Source organism: Nostoc sp. (genome assembly GCF_036918015.1).
GTDB lineage: Bacteria > Cyanobacteriota > Cyanobacteriia > Cyanobacteriales > Nostocaceae > Nostoc.
The window spans coordinates 84,030-108,608 of the sequence record NZ_JBALEO010000085.1 but is presented as its reverse complement, the minus strand read 5'-3'; the positions used below and the strand labels follow the sequence as shown (position 1 = coordinate 108,608).

The following is a 24,579-nucleotide window of genomic DNA, read 5'->3' as shown; positions in this document are numbered from 1 at the left end:
GTTTCCTAATCAAATGAGGTACACCATAGCCCCCTCCTCGCTTGCGGGGAGGGGGTTGGGGGTGGGGTTCTTATACCTCAATCAACTGAGAACCGCTATAAACCCAAAACCCTCATGTAGAGACGCGATAAATCGCGTCTTTATTTATCAGGCAATCACGAAAATATCTGTATTAGTCATGGCTAGACCTATTCCTAGTTGAGCAACTTGGATTTGACCGGATGAGCCTGTACCATCAGCATCAAAAAATAAACCCCCTGTATTATTATTGTAGATAAAGCGATCGCTGCTATTTTGTGCTACCGAACCGATAAAAAATTGCGTGGCTTGAAGTATACCCTCACTAAGTCCACCTCCAAACCCTATTTTAGAAACATAAATTGTGTCATCTAAGGACGAAAAATCTGTAATGTTATCAATACCCTCAGAAAGGGTATTAATAATGAAAACATCAGATCCAGTTCCTCCTGTTAGGGTATCATTACCTAAACCTCCAACGAAAGTATCGTTACCACTTCCCCCTATAAGGATGTCATTGCTATTTCCACCATTTAGCTGATTATTACCAGTCCCATTAATATTGGCTGTACCTGTGCTGAGATTTTCTTCACGGGCTGTTAAAGGAGAGCTAACGGTTGATGAAACAGTCAGAGGTGTCGAAATGGGCGCACTATTGGTAACACTGAGTAAAGTTCTAAATACCTTTTGGTTGCTGGTTAGACTTTCATCAAACTCTTGGATTGAATTAGTTGGATCTAGAAATGAAATAACATAGTAATTTCCAATTGGGATATTAGGAAACGCACCGTTCCAAGTCGCTGTTCCCGAATTGAATGGATTAATCGAAGAAATAGTTGTATTACCAATTAAGTAATGAGAGCCAATACTATTAGTGATATTGGTATCAGTAGAAGCGTAAAAAGAAGCCGAGAAATTGCCTGTCGCGGCTGTACCATTGTTGCGAGGATAAACTGTGATGCTAAAATTTTCCCCATTTTTAATATTGTTATTACTAAAACTTCCAAGAGTGGTGTTAAACCACACATCAGAATCTACTAAATCAGCTTTGTCGGTGGGTTTGCGTGTAGCAGTATCTTCGTCGATCCAGTTTTTAATCTCATTATATCGAGTGCTTGTAATTCGGGCAAACTCGTTGTAAAGCGGAGTTCCGCTGGAGGTTGTCTCATTTGAAGCTACTCCATAAATAGTCGGTTTATTTGTGTTGGAATTATTAAGCCAGAGAGGGCCTCCACTATTTCCAGGTAAGATATCTAGTTCATTACTACGCAAGATCGAGTCAGTTGTACTTGTGATTTTTCCACTCTGAGTCCACATATCATAGTTATCAAATTTCCCATCGTTATTGGAATCAAACTTATCAGAAGGGTATCCGGTAACATTCATTAAAGTTCCACTGCTGAGATTATCGTCATATCCATAGTTAAACCAGCCAGTGAAGTTTCCAATATTGCGGTCAAGAGTCACCAATCCTATATCGTATTGAAAAGTTTCGCTTTTCGTCTGATCTCCTTGAATCCATCCTTCAAAAGAACGTGTATAAACAGATTTGGCTTCACCATAGTACTCGTAGTCAGCCCGGTTTGTACCAGCAATGATATTCCCTTTAGAACCAAGCATCACCTCAATTTTATCTGCCCAACCCCCATATCTCGTGTCATACACAGAGTGCCCTGCTGTTAAAAAGTGGTAGGGAGAAATCATAGCACCAGAGCCGTTGAGGATAATATCATCGGCAGTATCAATAACCCCATCTGGGCCTTTCCAATGTATTCTCATCTTTCCTACAGCTCCAAACGGAAAAGTTGTGGTGTTGCTAACTTTTGTCCGACCATCAGGGGAAAAAATAGACATAGCTTTAGATCCTTAATAGAAAATGATGAATATAAAATATACAAACTAATGCCCAAAAATTATCTAATGGCATTAGTAAATTCACGAAAACTTTATATTAATAATTTTTTATGTCGTTAAATTCTTAAATAAGATTAAACCTGTAATTTTCCATATATTTAATACAAATTATTTCTACAGTTATTAAAAATGTAGAGTTAACTTTCAGTTTTATTTTTAAGAAAAAATAAAGGTAATTAATAGAGATGAAGATTGGGGAAAGTAGCTATTCTTACATTACTTATGTCCTCAACCCTGTGATATTATCTGCCTATGATAGTAGCTGATTTATATCGTCGGCATTGGCGAGTTGAAGAGGCTTTTCATCAAGGTGAATTACTACATGGGTGCGATGTCTAGGATGAGCTACACCTACGCAACTTATATATAGCAACACAAATAGTCGTTTTTTGATTGAAATAGGTTCTAAGGAATTGCTTTATGTGTATTTAATATGATAATGTTATGTACGCTTGATTTTAACAGAACTTTATGCATCGTCAACAAAGTTCTTTCTGAAAATATAAGTAAGTAAATTAATGGGTAAAAACTAGTGTATTTTGATAATACTCAAAAAACTAACAAATTTTAACATCATCTCATAATTTTTGTAGGTACAGCATGGTTTTTCGGCACTGCTTCGTTGCATCTGGCTTGATAGCATTCTTCGCATTTGGCTGTAGTGGTGGGGCAAACTCATCGGCAGAAAATACTACACAAGTTGTCCAAGAAAGCAATGTAACCCAATTTTTTATAGAAGCGAAGGCTACGCAAAAAGCAGAAGATTTCTTTCATCGAGGTAATAATTTATTAGATGCACAACATTACGAAGATGCCATAAAAGCTTATGATAAAGCGATCGCCATCAAAGTTGAGAGTCCTGAAGCTTGGATTAACCGTGGCATCGCCTTAACATCGTTGCAACGCTACCAAGACGCTCTTGCATCCTATGATCGAGCGATCGCAATCAAACCCGACAAATATGAAGCTTGGTATAATCGTGGCATCGCCTTAACATCGTTGCAACGCTACCAAGATGCTTTTGCATCCTATAATAGAGCGATCGCGATCAAACCCGACAAATATGAAGCCTTAATTAACCGAGGTATAGCTCTGACAAAGCTACACCGCTACAAGGATGCGATCGCATCTTATAATAGAGCGATCGCCATCAAGCCGGATTTGCACCAAGCATATTACAATAAAGCTTGCTCTTATGCTTTACAAAGCAATTTAGAATTAGCAATTGAGAACCTAGACAAAGCAATCGAGTTTGTTCCTGATAAATACAAGAAATTAGCAAAAACTGACTCCGACTTTAGCAAAGTGCGTAATGACAAGCAGTTTCAGAAATTACTGCAATAGTCTGTTGTAACCACCGCTCAGTGTAGGATATAAGCCAATACAGTTCAGATAAGACCAAAACACTTGTAGAGACGGCGATTTATCGCGTCTATAAAACCCAAGCGTATTAGAATATAAGCCTGCTGTAGAAAGGTATTTTTCTTGAACGGTTTACGATTAGACATGAAAAAATTGTTAATCACCGGAGCAAGTGGTTTTTTAGGATGGCATCTTTGCCAGCTTGCAAAAGAAGAATGGGAGATTTATGGCACTTATTTATCCCATCCCTTAGAAATTCCTGACATGAAAATGTTAAAAGCGAACTTAACAAATTTTCAGGAATTGAAACGCATATTTAATGATGTCCAACCGACGGCAGTTATTCATACTGCTGCACATTCGCAACCAAATTTTTGTCAAACCCACCCCAAAGAATCCCACGCAATTAATGTTATCGCATCCTGCAATATTGCCGGACTTTGCGCGGATAATTCTATTCCTTGTGCTTTTACTTCAACTGATTTAGTTTTTGATGGCTTAAATGCCCCATATCAAGAAACAGATGCCGTGTGCCCTGTCAATCTTTACGGTGAGCAAAAGGCGATCGCAGAAGCAGATATGCTAGAAAGGTATCCCATGACCGCAGTGTGTCGAATGCCCTTGATGTTTGGTGCAGCAACACCTACAGCTAAAAGCTTTATTCAGCCATTTATTCAAACTTTACAAGCCGAAAAAAAACTAAGCTTATTTATAGATGAATTTCGCACACCAGTAAGTGGAACAACTGCCGCCAAAGGACTTTTATTAGCATTAGAAAAAGTTAACGGCATCATTCATTTAGGTGGTAAAGAGCGGATTTCGCGTTATGATTTTGGACAAATATTAGTAGAAGTATTTCAACTTCCTAGCACTGGTCTTAAATCCTGCCGACAACAAGATGTGAAAATGGCAGCGCCTAGACCAACAGATGTTTCTTTGGATAGTTCTAAAGCTTTTGCATTGGGGTATCAGCCTTTATCTGTAAGGGAAGAATTAGAGGCAATACAATTCAGTTAAGACTAAGTGTTAAAACTAAAAACAGGAATAGGCTATTTTGAAATGCGATTACCTCTGGTACACTATGCGTAGGCGTTACTTGCCGTAGGCATCGCAACAGAAAAACCTATTTTATTGAGAATTTAGTAATGTAATTGATAATTTACCCCCGCCCTTCTTTAACCAGGGAAGCGAGTCTTGTCCCTTGGCGCTAGCCTCTCCCTTTGGGAGAACTACGGTGTACACACAAATCGAATTACCCCCCTTAATCCCCCCTTATAAAGGGGGGAAACAAGAAAATCTAGTTCCCTCCCCTTTCCAAGGGGAGGGTTAGGGTGGGGTAAAACTGACGCAAAAAAATAGGTGAGTAAACTATTTCAGACTTGTGTGTACACCGTAGTTTTGGGAGAAGGGGAGACGCCAAGGGCGATAGCGTAGCGTTAGCGAGTCTTCGAGCGTCACGAGCGTCTTGATTCTGACTCCTGAATTCTGACTTCTGAATTCTTCTTCAATTTTACCTTTGATTAAAGTCTGCTTAAACTCCTAATTTTAAGATGGGGTTCTCAAAACAATTTGGGCAGTTGTTTGCTTCTTATTGAAAAAGAGAAAAATATTGATTTCATAACTGGATCTAACAGTTATAAATTTCAATTGGGAAAATAAGTAAGTTAGATAAAAGCTATTTTTGTAGCTTGTAATTGCATTGCTTCCAGAAATTGATGGTAAGGGAAATTGAGATGAAATTGGTTCCAAATTTATTGGTTGCTGCTACTATTGCTTTAGGTTTTGCTAGCGTAGATGTAAAATCTGCATCTGCTGCAATTCTTAATTACGCTTTCACCGTTGATAGTCCATTAACAAAAGGGAATGGCTTTTTTAGCTTTGATGACTCAACCTTCAGCAATGACTATAATCCCGAAGCTCCCATTCAGTCACTTTCTTTCAACTTTGATGGCGACTCTACCATTTACACTAAACAAGATGATGCAAATTACCCAGATTTTCCTCTTGTTTTTAAAACCACATCCTTGACAGGAAAAACGTATTTTGGATTAGATTATCAGTTTGATGATAAAGCTAATCCTTCCAGTTCTATCAGTTATGAAATTATTGGTGAGAATTTTACAATTTACTCTAAAACTTCTCCCAATGCTGAACTTATATCAGGTACAGTTTCTTATAGACAAGTACCTGAACCTACACCTTTAGTTGGTGTTCTTTTTGCTTGTAGCCTTGGCTCAATGATGAAGAGAAAGGTAGCATCAATGAAAAAGATTAAAATCTAACCTTGGTTAAGTTGATATTAACAATTTCTTTGCCAAGGATTAATCTCTTATTAGTAGGCTTTTATGTGGGAAAACAACATCTAACACATTGATATCAGAGGGAAAAATTGGAAATTAAAATCTGATTGTGATAATAGCAATTCTCTATGAAGCTGCACATTATGACCCCTCCCAACCTCTCCTTAACAAGGGTAGTGGGGTTATTTCTATGGGTCTTAATGAAGAATTGCTATCAGGGAATAATTACGAAATTTTCCTACAATTACTCCACCTTCTTTGTGTTAGCTGTTGCTGTACTTTAACTTACCTGTTACCCAGGAGTAGAGAATGGTAGATTACCGGAATTTTGAGCAGTTCCTGCACAGTCGAATCAAACGACGCAACTTAATTATTGGAGCAGGAGCATTATCTGGTTTGGCGATCGCTAACCAATTTTCTCCTCAAAGAGCGATTGCCACCAGCAGATTTTCCAATTATCCTTTCACTTTGGGTGTAGCGTCGGGCGATCCCTATCCTACCAGCGTAGTGATTTGGACTCGTCTCGCACCTGAACCTTTAAATGGAGGTGGAATGCCACCTGTGAATGTACCAATTCGCTGGGAAATAGCAACCGATCCAGACATGAGGCGTATTGTCTCCAGAGGTACAGTACTTGCAACTCCAGAACTAGCTCATTCAGTTCGAGTTGTAGTAGAAGGCTTGCAATCTGATACTTGGTACTGGTATCGGTTTCTTGTCGGTCAAGACGCTAGCCCCATTGGTCGCACTCGGACAGCGCCTTTAGCAGGTGGCTACTTAAATAAATTAAACTTTGCCCTTGTTTCCTGTCAGCACTACGAGCAGGGATACTATACTGCTTACAAATATATTGCCCAGGATGACCTCGATTTAGTAGTTCATGTTGGCGATTACATCTATGAAGGAGGAATATCAAATAATCGCCCCAGAAAGCACAACAGTGCAGAAATTTTGACTTTAGAAGATTATCGCAACCGTCACGCTCTTTATAAAACCGATACCAATCTGCAAGCAGCTCATGCAGCCTTTCCCTGGATTGTTACCTGGGATGACCACGAAGTAGAAAACAACTACGCCAACTATATTTCAGAAGTTGATACTGAACCAGATCAAGATCCGGCTATTTTCCTCCAACGGCGGGCTGTTGCTTATCAGGCTTACTACGAACATATGCCACTGCGCCCCTTCTCGCGTCCCGTTGGCCCCGATATGCAACTTTACCGTCGGCTTTCTTTTGGTAACTTAGCCACCTTCCATGTCTTAGATACCCGCCAATATCGCACCGATCAGCCCTGCGGTGATGGTACTAAACAACGTCCTTGTGGAGAAGATCCCAATGGAACCATTACTGGCAAGCGTCAGGAAGATTGGCTATATGATGGTTTAGATCGCTCACAGGCTAAGTGGAACGTTTTAGCCCAGCAAGTTATAGTCGCTCAGATAGACACAAAAGCAGGGCCTGGCGAAACCTACAGCATGGATAAGTGGGATGGTTATGTGGCTTCCCGCGATCGCCTTATGCGTTTCCTAGAACAGCGCAAACCATCTAATCCAGTAGTCTTATCAGGCGATGTCCATTCCAACTGGGCAATAAATTTAAAGGCTGACTTTAATAACCCAAAATCTGCTACGGTTGGGAGTGAATTCGTCTGTACCTCAATAACCTCCGGTGGAGATGGGGCAGATACCAGCCCAAATGTTGAAGCTTACTTACCCGATAACCCACACATTAAGTTCTTCAACGGTCAACGGGGATATGTTCGCTGTGCGCTGACTCCCACAACCTACAAGACAGACTATCTAGTTTTATCAAACGTCACAACCCCGAATGGCACGCTTAGTAAGCGGGCTTCATTTGTGGTTGAAAATGGTCGTCCAGAAATACAACAAGCCTAATCGTTTAATTCCCAGGTATTACAACTAGATAATCACAGATAAATCATCAGTTTTTATCGAAGGCAGGAGTTAGGAATTTTAATTCCTAACTCCTAACTCTTCACTTCAGTTTAATAAGCATCCATTGGCAGACAAGAACAAACAAAATTGCGATCGCCAAAGGCTGCATCAATGCGACCAACAGCAGGCCAGAACTTATACTCACGAGTCCAAGGTGCAGGATAAGCAGCTTGTTCGCGAGAATAAGGATGCTGCCATTCTCCAACGATGAGGCTTTCGGCAGTGTGGGGTGCGTTCTTCAAAACATTATCTTGAACATCCACCTTACCTGATTCTATTTGAGCAATTTCTTGGCGAATAGAAATCAACGCATCACAGAAACGATCCAACTCTTGCTTAGATTCACTTTCTGTAGGTTCCACCATGATTGTACCCCCTACAGGCCAGGAGACAGTCGGCGCATGGAAACCATAATCTATGAGACGCTTGGCGACATCATCAATTTCGATCGCAGCTGATTTTTTGAGCGATCGCAAATCTAAAATACACTCATGGGCAACTAGACCATTTTTCCCCTGATACAAAACGGGATAGTATGATTCCAGTTTCTTAGCGATGTAGTTAGCGTTGAGAATCGCCACCTTAGTTGCATGGGTTAAACCATCTGCACCCATCATCGCAATGTACATCCAAGAAATCACCAAGATACTTGCACTACCCCAAGGCGCAGCCGCCACAGCACCAATATGCTGGGTACTGGGGATTGGGGATTGGGTATTGGGAATTTCCTCTTTCCTAGTCCCCAGTCCCCAGTCCCCAATCCTTACCACAGCATGTCCGGGTAGAAAAGGCACAAGATGAGATGCAACGCCAATGGGCCCCATACCAGGGCCACCGCCACCATGAGGAATACAGAAGGTTTTGTGCAGATTTAAGTGACAGACATCTGCACCAATATCTCCAGGACGGCAAATTCCCACTTGGGCGTTCATATTTGCGCCATCCATGTAAACTTGTCCACCATGACTATGGACAACAGCGCAGATTTCCTGAATTGGCTCCTCAAAGACACCGTGAGTTGAGGGATATGTCACCATTAAGGCGGCTAGTTCATTGCTATGTTTTTCTGCCTTTGCCTTCAGGTCATCAACATCAATATTACCTTGGGAGTCACAGGCAACAGCCACCACCTTCATCCCACACATCACCGCACTTGCTGGGTTTGTCCCGTGTGCAGAAGTGGGAATCAAACAAACATTGCGATGTGCTTCGCCCCGATTTTCGTGATATTGACGAATTACTAAAAGTCCGGCGTATTCGCCCTGAGAACCAGCATTTGGTTGTAAAGAAATTCCCGCAAAACCAGTAATTTCAGCTAACCATGCCTCAAGTTGCTCAAACAAGATTTGATAACCTTGCGTTTGCGACGCAGGGGCAAACGGGTGAATCTTGCCAAATTCCTCCCAACTTACCGGAATCATCTCAGCAGTTGCATTCAACTTCATTGTGCAAGAACCCAAAGGAATCATCGATGTTGTTAGCGACAAGTCCTTGCTTTCCAGTTTGTGCAGATAGCGCAACAACTCAGTTTCTGAGTGATAGCGGTTAAAAACTGGGTGGGTGAGATATGTACTTGTACGGGAGAGAGGAAGATGTGAGGATGAGGAAGAAGTTAATTCTTCTAAAGTGAAGGGTAAATCATCTGTACCAGCGAAAATCTGCCAGAGGTCGATTAAGTCTTCTGGCGTAGTTGTTTCATCCAGCGAAATACCAACAGCAGTTGCATCAAAAACCCGCAGGTTAATTTGAAGCTGTTCGCTAGCTGTCAAAATATCTTTTAAATTGCGTCTTCCCAGTTCTACTCGCAGCGTATCAAAGAAATCTTTGGAACTGATGCTGTAACCCAAACGTTTCAGTCCTTCCGCCATCAACGCTGTCAAAGAATGGATATTTTCAGCAATTTGCTTCAGTCCATCTGGGCCATGATAGACCGCGTACATACTTGCCATTACCGCCAGCAGCACCTGTGCAGTACAAATATTACTAGTAGCTTTTTCGCGGCGGATATGCTGTTCACGGGTTTGCAAGGCCAGACGTAATGCAGGCTTGCCTTGGGCATCTTTTGATACACCCACAATTCGCCCTGGAACCAGCCGTTTATACTCTTCCTTCGTAGCAAAGTATGCCGCGTGAGGCCCTCCAAATCCTAACGGAATACCAAACCGTTGAGTGCTTCCGACAGCAATATCAGCGCCAAATTCCCCAGGAGGGGTGAGCAAAGTTAAACTTAAAGGATCTGCTGCTACCGTCACCAATGCACCCTTAGCATGGGCTTTTTCGATAAAAGCGCGGTAGTCGTAAATGGTGCCATCACTTGCAGGGTATTGCAAAACAGCCCCAAAAATTGCTCGATCAAAATCAAATGTTTGATGATCGCCAACAATAATCTTAATCCCCAATGGTTTAGCACGTGTTTGCAACACGTCGATAGTTTGGGGATGGCAATCACGAGAGACAAAATAGGCATTTGCCTGATTTTTGGAGACACCATAGCTTAAGCTCATCGCTTCAGCTGCGGCTGTAGCTTCATCCAGTAACGAAGCATTGGCAATTTCCAAACCTGTAAGGTCGATAATCAGCGTTTGGAAATTCAACAGCGCTTCTAGTCGCCCTTGGGCAATTTCTGGCTGATAAGGAGTGTAGGCAGTATACCAACCGGGGTTTTCTAAGATATTGCGTCCAATCACAGGTGGGGTGATACAGTCGTAATATCCCATACCAATGTATGAGCGGAAAACCTGATTTTTGGCAGCAACTTTTTTTAAAGATGCCAGTGCTGCATACTCGCTTTCTGCTTTTGGTAACTTTAGCGGTTGCTTCAGCCGAATTGTCTGTGGAACTGTTTGGTCGATTAGGGCATCCAGGCTGGGAAACCCCAAAACCTTAAGCATAAGCTGGATGTCATCGGAGTTAGGGCCAATGTGTCTTGGCGCAAAACTACTTAACTTTTGACTTTTTTCGTCCAGCACTTGCTGCTCATTAGACTTGAGAATAGGGGCGTTCAATACCACAAATTACTCTCCAGATGGTACTATTTCATATTTTGCAATAAATACTCTTAAACTGGGGGCTGGGGACTGGGGAGATGAGGAGAAAAGGGAGACAAGGGGATAAGGAGATAAACAAAACTCCTAACTCTTAACTCCTAACTCTTAACTCTCCTCACTCAGCACTCCTACTCCCCTTCTACTTGGGCGCGATACTCATCTGCTGTCAAGGCATCCTCAACTTCGCCAGGGTCATTGACGCGCACTTTCAAAAACCACCCTTCTCCGTAGGGGTCTTCTGACACTTCTTCGGGAGAATTAATTAAGGCTTCATTCCGTTCTATAACGGTGCCTGTCACTGGTGAATTCAGTTCCTCAACGGCTTTCACTGATTCAATTGTGCCAAAGTTTTCTCCCCTGGTAAGAGCGTCGCCAATTTCTGGCAGTTCCAAAAAGACGATATCACCCAATTCCTGTACGGCAAACTCAGTAATGCCAATGGTGGCAATTTCACCATCGATTCGCACGTATTCATGAGAATCCAGGTATCTGAAATCTTGAGGATATTCAAAAGACATATTACTTCCTCTCCCTTATTAAAAAAATTATTGCCCCAATAGTCATCCAAGCCATATTTGGTAATGAACCTGACTGTAGATTGAATAACTCACAACACATTATTCCTCAAAAACCTCAGCGCTTATTAGTTGGCAACACGATTTTTTGACCGATAAAAGGGACGTTTAACTACAACTGCTGGATAAGCTTTGCCGCGAATTTCGACTTCTAGCTGCTGACCAACAGTTGCTAGCTGGGTGGGAACGTAGCCTAATGCAACAGGATAACCAAGTGTAGGTGACAGGGTGCCACTAGTAACTTCTCCCACAACTTTACCTGTGGATAACACTTGATAGCCATGACGGGCAATGTTGCGTCCTTGGGTTTGTAAACCTACCAATCGACGCTTCACTCCCTTGGATTTTTGCTCTGCTAAAACTTCCCGACCAATAAAATCGCCTTTAGTATCTAAGTGAACTAGCCACCCTAAACCTGCTTCTAAGGGTGTGGTGGTGTCATCTATATCTTGTCCGTAAAGTGCCATCGCTGCTTCTAGGCGCAGAGTGTCTCTCGCACCGAGTCCACAGGGGATAACACCACTTTTATGGAGACTTCGCCACAATTCTACTCCCACATCCGGGTCTACCATCACCTCAAAGCCATCTTCTCCGGTGTAGCCTGTGCGGGCCAAAAAGGCAGGTTTACCTAGTAGAGTTGTTTCTAAATGTCCAAAGGCTTTGATTGGTTGTAAGTCTTCTTGCACTAATGGCTGGAGATATTTAATCGCTTTTGGCCCTTGGACGGCAATTAAGACTTTATCTGGTGAAAGGTCTTGGAATTGCAACTTATTTAGGTCAAGGTGTTGCAATAGCCATGCTTTATCTTTACCAGAGGTTGCCGCATTGACTATGATGAATGCCTTTTGTATACCACTGGTGTCTTCACCTTGATAATAAACAATGATGTCGTCAATAATTCCGGCTTGGGGATTTAACAATACGGTGTATTGTGCTTGACCAGCTTGCAAACGATTCAAGTCGGAAGGTACTAGTGACTGGAGTTGGGAAATTAGGTTTTTACCTTGGAGGGTAAATTTGCCCATGTGGGAAATATCGAACATTCCGGCTGTATTTCTGACAGCCTCGTGTTCGCGGCTAATTCCACTAAATTGCACGGGCATTTCCCAGCCGCCAAAGCTGGTAAGGCGTGCTTTGAGTTCTACACCCAATTGATATAAAGGGGTTCGCGCCAGAGATTGGGCGTTGTCTTCTTGATTAGCCACAGGTAATTATTGCGTAGATGCGGAGCAACTTGCCGTTAGGCATCGCACCTCAACATCTATCATCCTACGAGAGATTAGGGAAGAGGTGACAGGGGACAGGTGATAGGGAATAATCTCTACCCTGTAACCTGTACCCTATTCCCTTGTCCCCTTTTCCTGGATTTCTCACTTTTGAGAAATCCAAGGGGTGTGGGAGGTGTGGGAGGATGGGGAAGAAGTCTTACCCCCCACACTCCCCACACTCCCCACACTCCCCACACTCCTCTTCCTCTGAAGCCCACTATGCGTGAGAAATCCGGGTTTTCTCCTTGTCCCCTTCTGTAAGGTTTAATAGTTAATAGTAAAAGTGTTGAGATTTATTAAGAAGAGATTATGAAATATTGGCAACTGTTAGCTAGCTTTGTCTTAGCTATGGTTCTTTTTTTGTTTCCCCTATCGGCGCAAGCTGCAAGTTCTTCTAGTATTACCCGTTCTGTGGGTAATGATGAACTCAAGGGCAAGGATTACTCTGGCCAAAGTTTAATTGGTACTGAGTTTACCAATCTCAAATTAGAGAATGCTAATTTTAGCAATGCTGACTTACGTGGTGGCGTATTTAACGGTAGCGTATTGGAGGGAGTAAATCTGCATGGTGCTGATTTTAGTGAAGGCATAGCCTATCTAACAAGGTTTAAGGATGCTGATTTAAGTGATGCTGTGTTGACTGATGCAATGATGCTACGTTCTACTTTTGATGGCGTGGATGTCACCGGGACTGATTTTACGAATGCAATTTTAGATGGGATACAAGTGAAAAAGCTTTGTGTTAAGGCAAGTGGTGTAAATTCTAAAACTGGTGTGGATACTCGCAAATCTTTAGGATGTAAGTAAATCCTAACCCCCTCGCTAGTGGAGAGGGGGATATTTTTTTAACGAATTACGAATTACGAATTACGAATTACGCGCAGCGATCGCTACTGATATGCTTCTCTTAAAAAGCTGGCATAATTTGCCCGAACCGTCATAGTTGTCGGATGACTTATACCTAAAGTCCGTTCACAAATTTTCAAAGCTTTCTCAAACAAGGGTTTGGCTTTCCGGTAGCGTCTTGTATAACGGTAGAGTGCTGCTAAATTGTTTAGGCTGATGGCGACATCGGGATGGTTATTTCCCAGCAGGCGTTTACTCAGTTCTAAAGCTTGCTGATACAACGGTTCGGCTTGGTTGTAGCGTCCTGTAGATTCGTAAAGTTGTGCTAAATTGTTCAGGCTGGTGGCAACATCGGGATGGTTATCTCCCAGCAGGTGTTTTCTCAGTTTTAATGCTTGCTTGAACAAGGGTTCGGCTTCGCTGTAGCGTTTTGTATAACAGTACAATGCTCCTAAATTGTTCAGACTCGTGGCAACATGGGGATGTTGTTCTCCCACTAGGCGTTTCCACAGTTCTAAAGCTTGCTGATACAAAGGTTCGGCTTCGCTATAGCGTCCTGTATATTCGTAGATTAATGCTAAATAGCTCAGACTAGTGGCGACATCGGTATTTTCTTCTCCTAGCAGGCGTTTTCTCAGTGCTAAAGCTTGCTCAAGCAAGGGTTCGGCTTCCCTGTAGCGTCCTGTAGTTTCGTAGAGTACTGCTAAATTGTTCAGACTAGTGGCGACATCAATATGTTCTAAACCAAGACGATTTTGAGTTAGTTCTACACACCGTTGCAACCAAGGTTCTGCTTGCTGATAAAGTCCTTGACTTTGATAAAACCAGGCTAATTTGGTAAACAGAGTGATTAGATTTTCATCGCCTAGATATTCGGATAGGTGAGTTGCAACTTCTCTAATGTGCGGGATATGTGGAGTGAAGTTGAGAATATCTTCAGGGTTCAGCTGTTGCGGAATTAGCTTTGCTACCTCTAACATCATGGCTGCAAACTTACTTTTTGCTTCATCCCCCTCACTTGACTTATCCAACTTCATTCGGAAAAGTTGTCGAATCTGTGGATTTAGAAGATAAATTCCTTTACTTTTCTGTTGTAGCAAATGCAATTCCAGTAAATCGGCTATGGCTTTCTCGTTGAGTTGTTGTTTTTTGTTATCTTCTATTGTCTCAACAGATAGGGGAATGTCAGCTAAAGCACACAAACTTAGCAAACAACCAAAGCTTTGGGCATTTTCATCCAACTGTTCCCAACTCAATTCAAAAACTTCAACTATACCGTATTCATCAGGCATCAATGAGTTAGCATTGACTACTGGTTCATGTTCCACTCGTTTCTTCTCTAGCCGCTTCAGCAGTGTTTCCAGAGACAAATCTGGCATTTTATCCAGATATCGTCCCACTAACTCTAACGCTAAAGGTAAATATCCCAAAAACTTACAAATTCTTCTGGCAACCCAAGCTTCTTGTTGCAGTCGTTCTCGAACCACTAGCGATTTGAATAATTTCATCGCCGCCAATGGTTTGAGGGCATCTAATTCGCTATTATATTTTACGCTTAGATAAGCTTGTAACTTTTCTAGTTTGTCTCGATTGTTGAAAGTCGCTAACTCAGGAGAATTCTGGGCAAACTTGTCATATACCTCACCCACCCACTTTGTGAAAGCGGCAATATCAACGTTTAATTCGCTGGCAAGTTTAACTTTAGTTTTACCTAAGTTTTCTGTCTGAAGATATTTTGTAAAAGCTACCGTTTGCTCTAGAGATAAGCCATTCGTAGCAGCTTCTTTGGCTAGAAAATTAGCCCATTGCATAAACAGCTTTGTGAAGTTTATTTTTATTCTAGCTTTGTCTTTATTAGTAAATATTCTCCCTTTGGAGTAAAAATACCATTTGGATAAAAATATTTCAAAGCAGTGGCTTGCCTTTAGGTATCGTCACTTGAGCCTTTGAAGTTCAAGTTTCGAGTTTTGTACTCAAAATGGCTATGCGATGTCTACAACGGGCTACGCCTATGCACTTTGTTACTTAGCATGAGAATCTAACCGCAGAGACGCAGAGGGCACGGAGGAAGAGAGAAGAGGGAGCAAAAGCTATTTTAAGTTAAAATTGATGGCGATCGCTCTATGTTTCAGTTTAATTTAGAGATGAATGAGCGATCGCACTTTGCTAATGAGCATGAGAATCGAACCGCAAAGGACGCAAAGGGCGCAAAGGAAGAGAGAAGAAGGAGCGATCGCTATTTGAAGTTAGAAGTGATGGGCGATCGCTGCTAAAATTTGAACTACAACTGTTGTGTGGCATCCATTTGGTGTAATTTTGGGAAAGGGTGCGATCATTAGCGATATGCTTCTCTTAAAAATATGGCATAATTTTCCCGCACGATGATCGTATTGGGATGACCTACACCTAAAGTCTGCTCACAAATTGCCAAAGCTTGCTGAAACAGCGATTCGGCTTTGTTATAACGTCCTGTAGAATGATAGAGTGCTGCAAGATTGTTCAAGCTACCGGCTATATGGGGATGGTTGTCTCCCAGTAAGCGTTTTGTCAATTCCAAAGCTTGCTGATACAGGGGTTCGGCTTCGCCGTAGCGTCCTGTGGATTCGTAGAGTTCTGCGAGATTGTTCAGGCTAGTGGCGACATTGGGATGGTTATCTCCCAGTAAGCGTTTTGTCAATTCCAAAGCTTGCTGATACAGGAGTTCGGCTTCGGTGTAGCGTCCTGTAGAACGGTAGAGTCCTGCAAGATTGTTCAGGCTAGTGGCGACATTGGGATGGTTGTCTCCCAGTAAGCGTTTTGTCAATTCCAAAGCTTGCTGATACAGAGGTTCAGCTTCGCTGTAGCGTCCTGTAGAACCGTAGAGCAATGCGAGATTGTTCAGGCTAGTGGCGATATTGGGATGGTTGTTTCCTAGTAAGTGTTTCGACAGTTCCAAAGCTTGCTGATACAGGGGTTCGGCTTCGCTGTAGCGTCCTGTAGATTCGTAGAGTAATGCGAGATTGTTCAGGCTAGTGGCGATATTGGGATGGTTGTCTCCCAGTAAGCATTTCCACAGTGTCAAAGCTTGCTGATACAGGGGTTCAGCTTCGCTGTAGCGTCCTGTAGATTCGTAGAGTCCTGCGAGGTTGTTCAGGCTAGTGGCGACATTGGGATGTTCTAAACCAAGACGATTTTTAGCTACCTCAACACATAGTTTGTACCAAGGTTCTGCTTGCTGATAAAGTCCTTGACCTTCATAAAACCAACCTAAACCTGTGAAAGGCCAAATTAAATCCTCGTCGCTAAAATATTGGGATAGGTGGGTTGCAACTTCTGCAATGTGCGAGATAAAGGGAGTGAGGTTGAAAATATCTTCACGATTAGGCTGTTGAGGAATTTGCTTTGCCACCTTTATCATCTGCGCTGTAAAGTTTGTTTTCACCTTATCCCCCTCACTTGACTCATCCAACTTTATTTGGAAAAATTGCCGAATCAGTGGATGTAGACGATAAATTCCTTTACTTTGCCATTGTATTAAATGCAGTTTCCGCAACTCAGCTATATCTTTCTCCCAAAGTTCTTGTTCATCGTCATCTTCTATCGCCTCAACAGATAACGGAATATCAGCCAAAGCATACAAACTCAGCCAACAGCCTAAGCTTTGTGCATTCTCATCCAACTGTTCCCAACTCAATGCAAAAGCTTCAGCCACACCATATTCATAACGCATCAATGAGTTAGCCTTGGCAACTGCTTCGTGTTCCAGTCGCTTTTTCTCTAGCCGCTTTAGCAGTGTTTCTAAAGACAAATCTGGCATTGTATCCAGATATCGCCCCACCAACTCTAACGCCAAAGGCAAATATCCCAAGAATTTACAAATTCTTCTCGCTACCCAAGGTTCGCTTTGAAGCCGTTCTCTATCAACCAGCAATTTTAATAATTTCATTGCCGCCAATGGTTTGAGAACACCCAAAGGTAATTGCGGCAAAGTTCTATCAAACCCCAGGCGCGTTGTCAGCAATACTTTAAACCGGGGTAATTCTGGGGGTAGATAAGGCTGAACCTGTTTTTTGTAGTCGGTGACATCATCAAACACCAGCAGTACTTCACCTTGTGGCCAATTTTGCCAGCAGTATCTCAGCCTATCTACTAATTCCCAATCGTCCGGTGCAATGAGTTTAAATTTCAATTCAGCAAATCTGAGAATCTGAATTCCGACATCTATTCCTTGTGCAGATAACCAGCAAACCCCACCTTGATAATTCTGCAAATGCTGTTTGGCGTATTGGGCAGCCAGTTCAGTTTTGCCTACTCCTCCCATACCCGCAACAGCTAGAATTGCAACTTGTTGAGATGTTTGTAATTGCTGGTGTAGGTTTTGTAGTTCAGCCTCACGTCCCACAAATTTTTCAAATGGAACAGCAGGGGGAATATCTTGATGAATTTCTTTAATTGTGGGGTGGGCAGCGTTCGACTGAGCGCTCACGCCGAAGTCTTGCCCAGCATTATATTTCGCTGTGAGGCAAGCCCGTAACTTTTCTAGTTTTCCCCGGCTTTCAGAATTGGCTAACTCAGGATAACTCTGGGCGAATTTGTCATACACCTCAGCCATCCGCTTTTTGAAAGCAGCCGCACCAATGTTTAATTCGCTGGCAAGTTTTGCCTCACTCTTCCCTGAGTTTTCAGTCTTCAAACGCTCTACAAAAGCTGCCGTTTGCTCTGGGGATAAGCTATTTGTAGCAGCTTCATTGGCTAGAAAATCAGCCCATTGCATAGACAGGTTTAATAATTTCTACTTACGTTCTACTTACGTTCTACTTACGTTCTACTTACGTTCTACTTACGTTCTACTTATAGGGTATCTCTTTTTTTTAAGGCAGAGTTACACTAAATAAAGTAAAAGCCTAACGTTTTGTTAGGCTTTTTATAGAATAGAAAGAATAATCAATTTCTATCTAGCTCTTCTCAGTCCTTCCTCCTTTTGTTATGGGCATAAGACAGTAAGATCAAACTGTTGTGTTGCATAACCAAGGCAGAGCCAACTGGTAGAGAAGCAGATACTAAGCCCAATGAAACGCTAGTTACATAAATGCCCACTGAGCAAAAGTGTGCATAAATGAACAAAACAAATAGTTTATTCAATTTTTTACCTCATCTTGAGTGTGTAAACGCAAAGCAGACACTGGATTGCAGTCCAATTGTGTCTGCTTATTCGTTTTTAGCAGAGTACATTATTTTTAGTCACGTTAGCTAGGGTATAAAAATGTAAAAAATATTACCCTTTACTAAAAATACTGTTGGTCAATTCATGATGGATTAAACGCCCCATTCCTAAAAGCTTGTGTTTGCGTTGCTTTCCCGCCCTGCAATAAATTGCTGGCTAATAGCTAAAGTGCATTGAAACGCACTGAAATTAAAGAAATTAAGATGAATTGGGGCTGATGAGTTAGACCCCTCATTAATTCGCCAACTGTATTTTTCTAATCGCCGATTTAACTCACCATATCAGAGAACAAGAATTCTGCGATCGTGACTTGAGCCTCTGAACCTGAACGTTGAGCCTTTTTACTTAAACGTTGCACCTTTTTACTCGAACGTTGAGTCTTTGAACCTCAAATTTGGGATTTGATACTCAAAACATTCAGGTAAATACTCTATCCCTTCTGCCCCCTGCCTCCTAATACTAAGGTGACTGATTTAACACCCACTTCAACCACTGTCGAAAAGAACTTATAGTACTCAACCTTTGAACTCCAGTAGCACGAACTGCGGCTAGTCCATCAACGGCGACTAATGCGGCGTATTGCAAGCCCAAGAAACTATCAACTGCGGCATAAGGGCCACCTAAAGTAATAGCTCCCGCAGCATACATTTGACCTTTATCGCTACGCATTTCTACCAATTCAAAATTGTTCGCTACAGTTAATCGCCCCAGATGATTCACTGGTAAATTGTAATGTTTTACCAAATCTGCAAGTAGGGGATTGGCATCTACTTTGGCATCCAGTCCAGTAGCATCAACAATAAAGTCAGCTAGCAATTTCATTTCCCCAAAACTTTGCTCTCGGATACGGGTAATAGTCCGGTTTTGGGCATCTCGTTCCACATCCAGCACTTCACCAAAGGTAATTTGATACCAGCCTTCGCTTAACCCTTGGGCAGTAATTTGCTGCCAGTCTTGGCGGTCGGCGGTGGTAGTTCCACCCCAGTCTGCTAGTAAACGCTTGCGTTCATCGGGACTGGCTTTTTCTAACATTGCCCGGAGTTCGCCGCCCCAACAGGCTTTCGGCCAGTTAAAGGGTTGAAATTCGTAATGATTTTTGACTAGGCGCTGGGTATTTTGAAATTTGTTACCTTGGGGTTTAGGCGATCGCATTAAATGCAAAACTGCAATATTCCGATTTCGTTTTCTAGCTTCATAAATTCGCTGCACAATCCGCGAAGCCACAATTCCCCGCCCCCGAATCAAGACTGTACCACCATGTTGCTCTAGTTGCTCATAAACATGATCGTGAGCTTCATAAGCATTGACTACAGATTTAAAGTCTTGATATTTCTCCCTATAAGCTTGCAAATCTGGCAAAAACTGAATTGCTGGATACCCAGTAGCTAAATGTAAATAACGACTAACTAAAAAAGCATAATTTCCTGGGCCGCGAGAATAGGCTACGCAATATCTGCCATCATCAGTTTTGCGAATTACCCGAACTCGCCCATAGCGATAAATTTGATTCCAGCCTATGCGCTTCGTTTCCCTATCTATGGAATCAAAGACATTACCCGCACGGGGAGTATAAGTTTCGGCAAATGTTGGTTCAGCAAAAACTTGCCACAAATACTTGAATGCTGACTTTATCTCTCCCTTGGCTAAGTCTCCCCAAGCTTCTCGCAAGGCATAACTAGGCCAACCCCAAATATTATCGGGACAAGAGTCAGAATTAGAACGCAGTCTTTCATATAAGGGAATTTGCGAATTCAGACAGAGGCGCTTGTAACGGGCATAAGGTTCCGCCTCTAATCCCAAAGCCACAATTTTTTCAGCACGTACACCACTAATTCGCAACAAATCAGCCCATAAAAAGCTACCCAATCCCGCCCCGATCGCTAGATAATCAGATTCATCTACTGGTAATCCTGTAGCATGAAGTGCTTGCACAGAAACCTTTTGTGCCTGAAATGCCAATGGCGGGAAATTACTTGCTACGGGCGCTAGCGGCTGGACTACAGGCAAACTGGGGTCTGGGCGATTGGTATTTGCGTTGAAGTGAATCGTTGAAGGGGGGCTGGTATCTGGTGCAGAGGCGCTAGCACCAAATGTCACTGCGATCAGATACGGGCCAATTTGCAACGTATCGCCATTAACCAGGACACTGCGCGTTTGTGGTTGACCGTTGACATAGACACCATTAACGCTACCTTGGTCAATCACTACTAAATGGTCTTGTTCCCAGTCAATTAGGGCATGGTAACGAGAAACTTCATTACTGTTAAGCAGCATCCGAGAAACCCGCATTCCCCTGAGTTCAGCAGGTAAGCGAGCAAATTCTCGACCAAAAGCGATCGGCATATTTAACAGTGGTTCTCGCCGTTCACCCGTCGCTGGTTCGTCCCAACTTAATTGGATTTGTAAGTCATTTGTCATTTGTCATTAGACCTCTTTCAAAAGTCCCTAACACCCCACCCCCAACCCCTCCCCGCTTGCGGGGAGGGGAGACAAAGCGTAGCTTTGGCGGGGTGGGGTTCTTATTTTTAATTTATGCAAGAGGTCTATTAGTCATTGGTCAAGAGTTAGAAATTCTTCCCCTGCCTCCCCTGCCTCCCCTCCCCTGCCCTCCTTCTCAACTACCCCGTGCTACCAACACACTCACAGCCGCAGCTAAAGATGTCCCACACCAATGACAGCCAATTTGTAGATTTTCTCCTGGGGAAACTTTATGACATTTGGGGCATTCTAAGCCATAAACTCCTGGCGGTGGTGCGGGGGGTGTTTGTGGATGATGGTGATGTCCGAGATTTACTGCTGGATTGGGTGGTAGCAAAATTGTTGCTGGAATGCTACCCGTGGAAATGCTTGTAACGTTGAGTTTTATTTGTCCCAAAGAGATACTAGTGCCCTCAGTTAAAGGCATTTCACCTTGGACTAATTGCCGTCCATCAACAACGGGGGGATTTTGCGATCGCAAATTCCTGATATAAAAGCGTTGTTGCTGGTGATGAAAAAATATTTCAATGTGGAGTCCAGACACAGTAGGATGACTCAGAACAATGTCGCACCGGAGGGGGTCACGACCGATGCGGACAGTGCCATGATTTTGACTTGGCTGTTGTTCGTAAATATTCTGAGTTTTATCTTGACCTGCATCGTGCCACTGTAAAGTTAGTGCGTTCATGGTTCTAACTTCGTAAATCGTATTTAGCTACTTCAACTTCTTTCTGTGCGATTCCTAACATGATTGAGTAGGTGGAAGCAAGTATTTAGAAAAAACTTCAACAAGCTTTATCTATCCGACGCTAATTTATCAGCAATGCGTGTTGTTTCTGGCAGTCGATATTTGGGCGTACAGCGTAATACATAGTCAATGGCTGTCGGTAAACTAATTCGATGGCCGCTGGAGATGTACAGAGGTTTTACTCCTGTGCGCGATCGCAAAACTGCCCCAATGGTTTCACCGTTATATATTAGTGGTTGTGTGCTGCCTTTAGTTTCTGCCAATTCTTCGTGCTTACCTATCAACCTGGACTTAGCTACACCAATTGTCGGCATATCTATAAGTAAGCCTAAATGGCTAGCTATACCTAATCTGCGGGGATGGGCAATTCCTTGACCATCACACAGGATAATATTTGGTGTTGTTTTAATCTTCTCCAAGGCATCGAGGACAGCTGGAATTTCCCGAAATGACAGGAACCCAGGAACATAAGGAAAGGTTGTAGGACGATGTGCTAGGCTTGTCTCGATTACTTGCAAATCAGGAAAACTCAGGACTGCGACAGCAGCACGGCTAATTGTTCCATCAGCTTCAAAACCCATATCCACTCCAGCAACGTACTGGATAGGTTCTTGCAGTTGATCCTCAGTAATTACTTGGTTTTGCAGCATTTCTTGGATAACTATGGCTTCTTCTAGCGTCGAGGGCCAAGCATGATCTCGGTAAAATTTCATATTTAGAATTGGAATGAAATTGATTAATATTAATCCTGTTAATTTGGCAAGCACAAAAACACTAGTTTTTGATGTTGATACAGGGGAAATATATTTTTGTAAAAGTCTGTGAAAGACTATCTTTATACTAAATATTTTAGCCCAGGTTAGCTGATATTTTGCATCACAATGTTACTGAAGGCTGTCAAGAGGGAATCCTAAGAATATAAGTTTATTTTCCTAGATTTACTCTTTTACTGGTTATGACACAGCCAAATATTCTAAAACTTGCAAAACAGGGAAATGTAGAAGCGATCGCATCTCTGATGAACCGTCACCTACACCCCAAAGGAATCACTGCAAAAGTTGCCTTCCAAGATGCTTATTTGGAGGTAATATTAGAATCTGCCCAAGTACTAAATCAGCCAATTTTAGTTGCATTTATCCGCAAAGGGTTAACCGCTTTAGGGGCTGTATCTGTTCAAAAAGTGAAAGTTTACGGGCAACAAACGGGTAAGGAGTTTCCAGCTTGGAGTAAAGAGTTCGATTTGAGGATAGCAGAAATAGAAGCAGTAGATAATGAACAGTCTTCTAGTAATCCTCAAACTTTAACTCTTTCTATTAACCTAAGCGGCGATACTGCACGGGGATTAACAAATAAAGATTTTGAATTTATTGCTAATCAAATAAGTACTGATATTTTATCATCTTGTACTAACGTTTTTATTCAAAAAGTAAGTATTAGTAATGGTAGCTCTGTAATTACAAAGGAACGTTAATGTTTAATTTGGCTCACGCAGACGTGCAGAGAGATCATAAAAGCGGGACTTTTGTAATAATTTTAATCAATTTATGTAAATCTTAAACATAGGGCTGGAAAGATTTTGAAAATGTTGTTTTTACCTGTAAATGGGGAACCCTGAGATAGAAGATATTATCTTAGTTTTTTGGATTTATTGGTTATGAAACAGCCGAATACTCAGGAAGTTTCTAAGCAAAAGCTACAAAGGTTTTACTGGCCTTTATGGTTTCCTTATCCTACTTCTTGGTTAAAAGCATTGGTTTTGAATCTATTTTTGAGCGCTATTATATTTATACTCAAGAATCCTGGAAAGGTAGGCTACCGTATCGCATATTTTGTACGCAGTCCAGAATTATTGGCTATATTTACAATACTGTTAATCTTATCTCCAATTCCGATAATTTCTTTGACTCATCACTGCTTACACTTGCTTATTAGTCGGTTTATGTCAGAAATTCAAGCACCCGAAATAGGTAAAACACAAGGATTATTACCAGGAATAATGAGTTGGTGGGAAGGATTGTACGCTTGGCTTGTAATTGCAATTTCTACACTGATAGCAGCTTTGTTTTCTACAATACTCCTACCGTTCTTTAATATTAGCTACGCCAGACAAATTGAATACTATACACCAATGGAAAATGTTAATAATAATATAATATTAGTATTTGGGGTGTTCTATGTTTCTGCTGGGGCACTGGTTTATCAAATTGAATATTTGGTAAGACAACGAATAATATCTGCTTATTCTGGCAATAAAGAAAAAGATACAAGCGAATTAAACACTAATTTAAATCCAGATAAAGAACTTAATGAATTGCGCGGGGAAATGGGTTTGCACAAAATAAAATCAAATATTTTATCGAATAATGAACAAAATACGATTATCGAGACTAGACGGAAGAATCGTAGTTTAAATAAAAAGTTATTGTTAGTTTTTATAATATTTTCAATTTCTCTAGGAATATACTTTTCTTCAAGGTTTTCAGAAATACTCCCCTTAACTTCTCAACGTTCAACACAAATACCATCAAATCCTGTATTAGTTACACCCTCACCAGTAGCTTCAGAATCGCCGACTGTGTTACTCCAAACTGATACATTCCGAGAGGCAGTAAGTAAAGCAATTAATGCAGCTAACCTTACTCAATCAGCAAAATCTCCAGATGAGTGGAAGACAGTTGTGAGTCAGTGGCAAGCTGCGATCACACTTATGAAAACTGTGCCATCTTCTAGCCCAAATTATGTAGTAGCCCAGCAAAAAATTAAAGAATATCAGAAAAATATCAACTACGCTGAAAAAAATGCCGTCGCTGACAAGTAACGCGATCGCACCCAAAGCTAAACTAGAAAAAGGAGTGCGTTGCTTG

17 protein-coding genes are annotated in these 24,579 nt (G+C 42.0%); 8 read left to right on the top strand and 9 right to left on the bottom strand.

The annotated features are described in order from the left end of the window. Positions 1–147: 147 nt before the first annotated feature. On the bottom strand, positions 148–1,872 hold the full coding sequence (locus V7K61_RS25915; protein WP_335057824.1) for a trypsin-like serine protease: 1,725 nt from the start codon (positions 1,870–1,872) through the stop codon (positions 148–150). A 660-nt stretch (positions 1,873–2,532) separates the two neighbouring features. Between V7K61_RS25915 and V7K61_RS25910 the strand changes: the two genes are divergently transcribed. The 4 genes from V7K61_RS25910 (at position 2,533) to V7K61_RS25895 (ending at position 7,490) form a co-directional block, all read left to right on the top strand. Beyond that, positions 2,533–3,276 carry a tetratricopeptide repeat protein gene (locus V7K61_RS25910; RefSeq protein WP_335057822.1) on the top strand — a complete coding sequence of 248 codons (744 nt, stop codon included), beginning with the start codon at positions 2,533–2,535 and terminating at the stop codon, positions 3,274–3,276. 162 nt (positions 3,277–3,438) lie between these two features. Beyond that, positions 3,439–4,311 carry an SDR family oxidoreductase gene (locus V7K61_RS25905; protein ID WP_335057820.1) on the top strand — a complete coding sequence of 291 codons (873 nt, stop codon included), beginning with the start codon at positions 3,439–3,441 and terminating at the stop codon, positions 4,309–4,311. 716 nt (positions 4,312–5,027) lie between these two features. Then, positions 5,028–5,576 (top strand): PEP-CTERM sorting domain-containing protein, encoded by a 549-nt coding sequence (locus tag V7K61_RS25900; protein ID WP_335057818.1) that lies wholly within the window; start codon positions 5,028–5,030, stop codon positions 5,574–5,576. Positions 5,577–5,903: 327 nt separating this feature from the next. Then, entirely contained in the window at positions 5,904–7,490 is a 1,587-nt protein-coding gene (locus tag V7K61_RS25895) for an alkaline phosphatase D family protein (protein WP_335057816.1), read from the top strand. Positions 7,491–7,600: 110 nt separating this feature from the next. On the opposite strand, the gene gcvP is transcribed toward V7K61_RS25895, so the two are convergent. From gcvP to gcvT, 3 genes are all read right to left on the bottom strand, one after another. Continuing rightward, entirely contained in the window at positions 7,601–10,561 is a 2,961-nt protein-coding gene (gcvP, locus tag V7K61_RS25890) for an aminomethyl-transferring glycine dehydrogenase (RefSeq protein ID WP_335057814.1), read from the bottom strand. A 164-nt stretch (positions 10,562–10,725) separates the two neighbouring features. Then, positions 10,726–11,115, bottom strand: a complete 390-nt coding sequence (gene gcvH, locus V7K61_RS25885) for a glycine cleavage system protein GcvH (RefSeq protein WP_094350648.1) — start codon at positions 11,113–11,115, stop codon at positions 10,726–10,728. A gap of 125 nt (positions 11,116–11,240) precedes the next feature. Continuing rightward, a complete protein-coding gene (gene gcvT, locus V7K61_RS25880) occupies positions 11,241–12,377 on the bottom strand; it encodes a glycine cleavage system aminomethyltransferase GcvT (protein WP_335057812.1) in 1,137 nt (378 codons plus the stop codon). A 372-nt stretch (positions 12,378–12,749) separates the two neighbouring features. On the opposite strand from gcvT, the gene V7K61_RS25875 reads away from it, so the two are divergent. Then, positions 12,750–13,247: a pentapeptide repeat-containing protein gene (locus V7K61_RS25875; protein WP_292816853.1), complete on the top strand. Its 498-nt coding sequence runs from the start codon at positions 12,750–12,752 to the stop codon at positions 13,245–13,247. Positions 13,248–13,330: 83 nt separating this feature from the next. Here the strand turns inward: V7K61_RS25875 and V7K61_RS25870 are convergent, their stop codons facing one another. After that, entirely contained in the window at positions 13,331–15,097 is a 1,767-nt protein-coding gene (locus V7K61_RS25870; protein ID WP_335057810.1) for a tetratricopeptide repeat protein, read from the bottom strand. A 312-nt stretch (positions 15,098–15,409) separates the two neighbouring features. Here V7K61_RS25870 and V7K61_RS25865 point away from each other — a divergent pair, with 312 nt between their 5' ends. Next, positions 15,410–15,559 carry a hypothetical protein gene (locus tag V7K61_RS25865; protein ID WP_335057808.1) on the top strand — a complete coding sequence of 50 codons (150 nt, stop codon included), beginning with the start codon at positions 15,410–15,412 and terminating at the stop codon, positions 15,557–15,559. A gap of 62 nt (positions 15,560–15,621) precedes the next feature. Here V7K61_RS25865 and V7K61_RS25860 read toward each other — a convergent pair whose 3' ends face one another. The 4 genes from V7K61_RS25860 to nfi form a co-directional block, all read right to left on the bottom strand. Next, on the bottom strand, positions 15,622–18,039 hold the full coding sequence (locus V7K61_RS25860; protein WP_335057806.1) for a tetratricopeptide repeat protein: 2,418 nt from the start codon (positions 18,037–18,039) through the stop codon (positions 15,622–15,624). A gap of 909 nt (positions 18,040–18,948) precedes the next feature. Continuing rightward, entirely contained in the window at positions 18,949–20,907 is a 1,959-nt protein-coding gene (locus V7K61_RS25855; RefSeq protein ID WP_335057804.1) for an FHA domain-containing protein, read from the bottom strand. A gap of 196 nt (positions 20,908–21,103) precedes the next feature. Beyond that, positions 21,104–21,655 carry an FHA domain-containing protein gene (locus V7K61_RS25850; RefSeq protein ID WP_335057802.1) on the bottom strand — a complete coding sequence of 184 codons (552 nt, stop codon included), beginning with the start codon at positions 21,653–21,655 and terminating at the stop codon, positions 21,104–21,106. A 107-nt stretch (positions 21,656–21,762) separates the two neighbouring features. Next, entirely contained in the window at positions 21,763–22,428 is a 666-nt protein-coding gene (gene nfi / locus V7K61_RS25845; RefSeq protein ID WP_335057800.1) for a deoxyribonuclease V, read from the bottom strand. A 242-nt stretch (positions 22,429–22,670) separates the two neighbouring features. On the opposite strand from nfi, the gene V7K61_RS25840 reads away from it, so the two are divergent. Both V7K61_RS25840 and V7K61_RS25835 read left to right on the top strand, forming a co-directional pair. Further along, complete coding sequence (locus tag V7K61_RS25840) at positions 22,671–23,186, top strand: hypothetical protein (protein WP_335057798.1); 516 nt, start codon at positions 22,671–22,673, stop codon at positions 23,184–23,186. Positions 23,187–23,369: 183 nt separating this feature from the next. Then, positions 23,370–24,533, top strand: a complete 1,164-nt coding sequence (locus V7K61_RS25835; RefSeq protein ID WP_335057797.1) for a hypothetical protein — start codon at positions 23,370–23,372, stop codon at positions 24,531–24,533. Positions 24,534–24,579 lie beyond the last annotated feature (46 nt).

Excerpts from the sequence above, each read along its gene's own strand:
- V7K61_RS25850 (WP_335057802.1), bottom strand. The coding sequence starts at position 21,655 with ATGAACGCACTAACTTTACAGTGGCACGATGCAGGTCAAGATAAAACT.
- V7K61_RS25860 (WP_335057806.1), bottom strand. The coding sequence starts at position 18,039 with ATGCAATGGGCTGATTTTCTAGCCAATGAAGCTGCTACAAATAGCTTA.
- V7K61_RS25900 (WP_335057818.1), top strand. The coding sequence starts at position 5,028 with ATGAAATTGGTTCCAAATTTATTGGTTGCTGCTACTATTGCTTTAGGT.
- V7K61_RS25840 (WP_335057798.1), top strand. The coding sequence starts at position 22,671 with ATGACACAGCCAAATATTCTAAAACTTGCAAAACAGGGAAATGTAGAA.
- V7K61_RS25865 (WP_335057808.1), top strand. The coding sequence starts at position 15,410 with ATGTTTCAGTTTAATTTAGAGATGAATGAGCGATCGCACTTTGCTAAT.
- nfi (WP_335057800.1), bottom strand. The coding sequence starts at position 22,428 with ATGAAATTTTACCGAGATCATGCTTGGCCCTCGACGCTAGAAGAAGCC.
- V7K61_RS25910 (WP_335057822.1), top strand. The coding sequence starts at position 2,533 with ATGGTTTTTCGGCACTGCTTCGTTGCATCTGGCTTGATAGCATTCTTC.
- V7K61_RS25875 (WP_292816853.1), top strand. The coding sequence starts at position 12,750 with ATGAAATATTGGCAACTGTTAGCTAGCTTTGTCTTAGCTATGGTTCTT.
- V7K61_RS25870 (WP_335057810.1), bottom strand. The coding sequence starts at position 15,097 with ATGCAATGGGCTAATTTTCTAGCCAAAGAAGCTGCTACGAATGGCTTA.
- V7K61_RS25855 (WP_335057804.1), bottom strand. The coding sequence starts at position 20,907 with ATGACAAATGACTTACAAATCCAATTAAGTTGGGACGAACCAGCGACG.
- V7K61_RS25915 (WP_335057824.1), bottom strand. The coding sequence starts at position 1,872 with ATGTCTATTTTTTCCCCTGATGGTCGGACAAAAGTTAGCAACACCACA.
- V7K61_RS25835 (WP_335057797.1), top strand. The coding sequence starts at position 23,370 with ATGAAACAGCCGAATACTCAGGAAGTTTCTAAGCAAAAGCTACAAAGG.
- gcvH (WP_094350648.1), bottom strand. The coding sequence starts at position 11,115 with ATGTCTTTTGAATATCCTCAAGATTTCAGATACCTGGATTCTCATGAA.
- V7K61_RS25895 (WP_335057816.1), top strand. The coding sequence starts at position 5,904 with ATGGTAGATTACCGGAATTTTGAGCAGTTCCTGCACAGTCGAATCAAA.
- V7K61_RS25905 (WP_335057820.1), top strand. The coding sequence starts at position 3,439 with ATGAAAAAATTGTTAATCACCGGAGCAAGTGGTTTTTTAGGATGGCAT.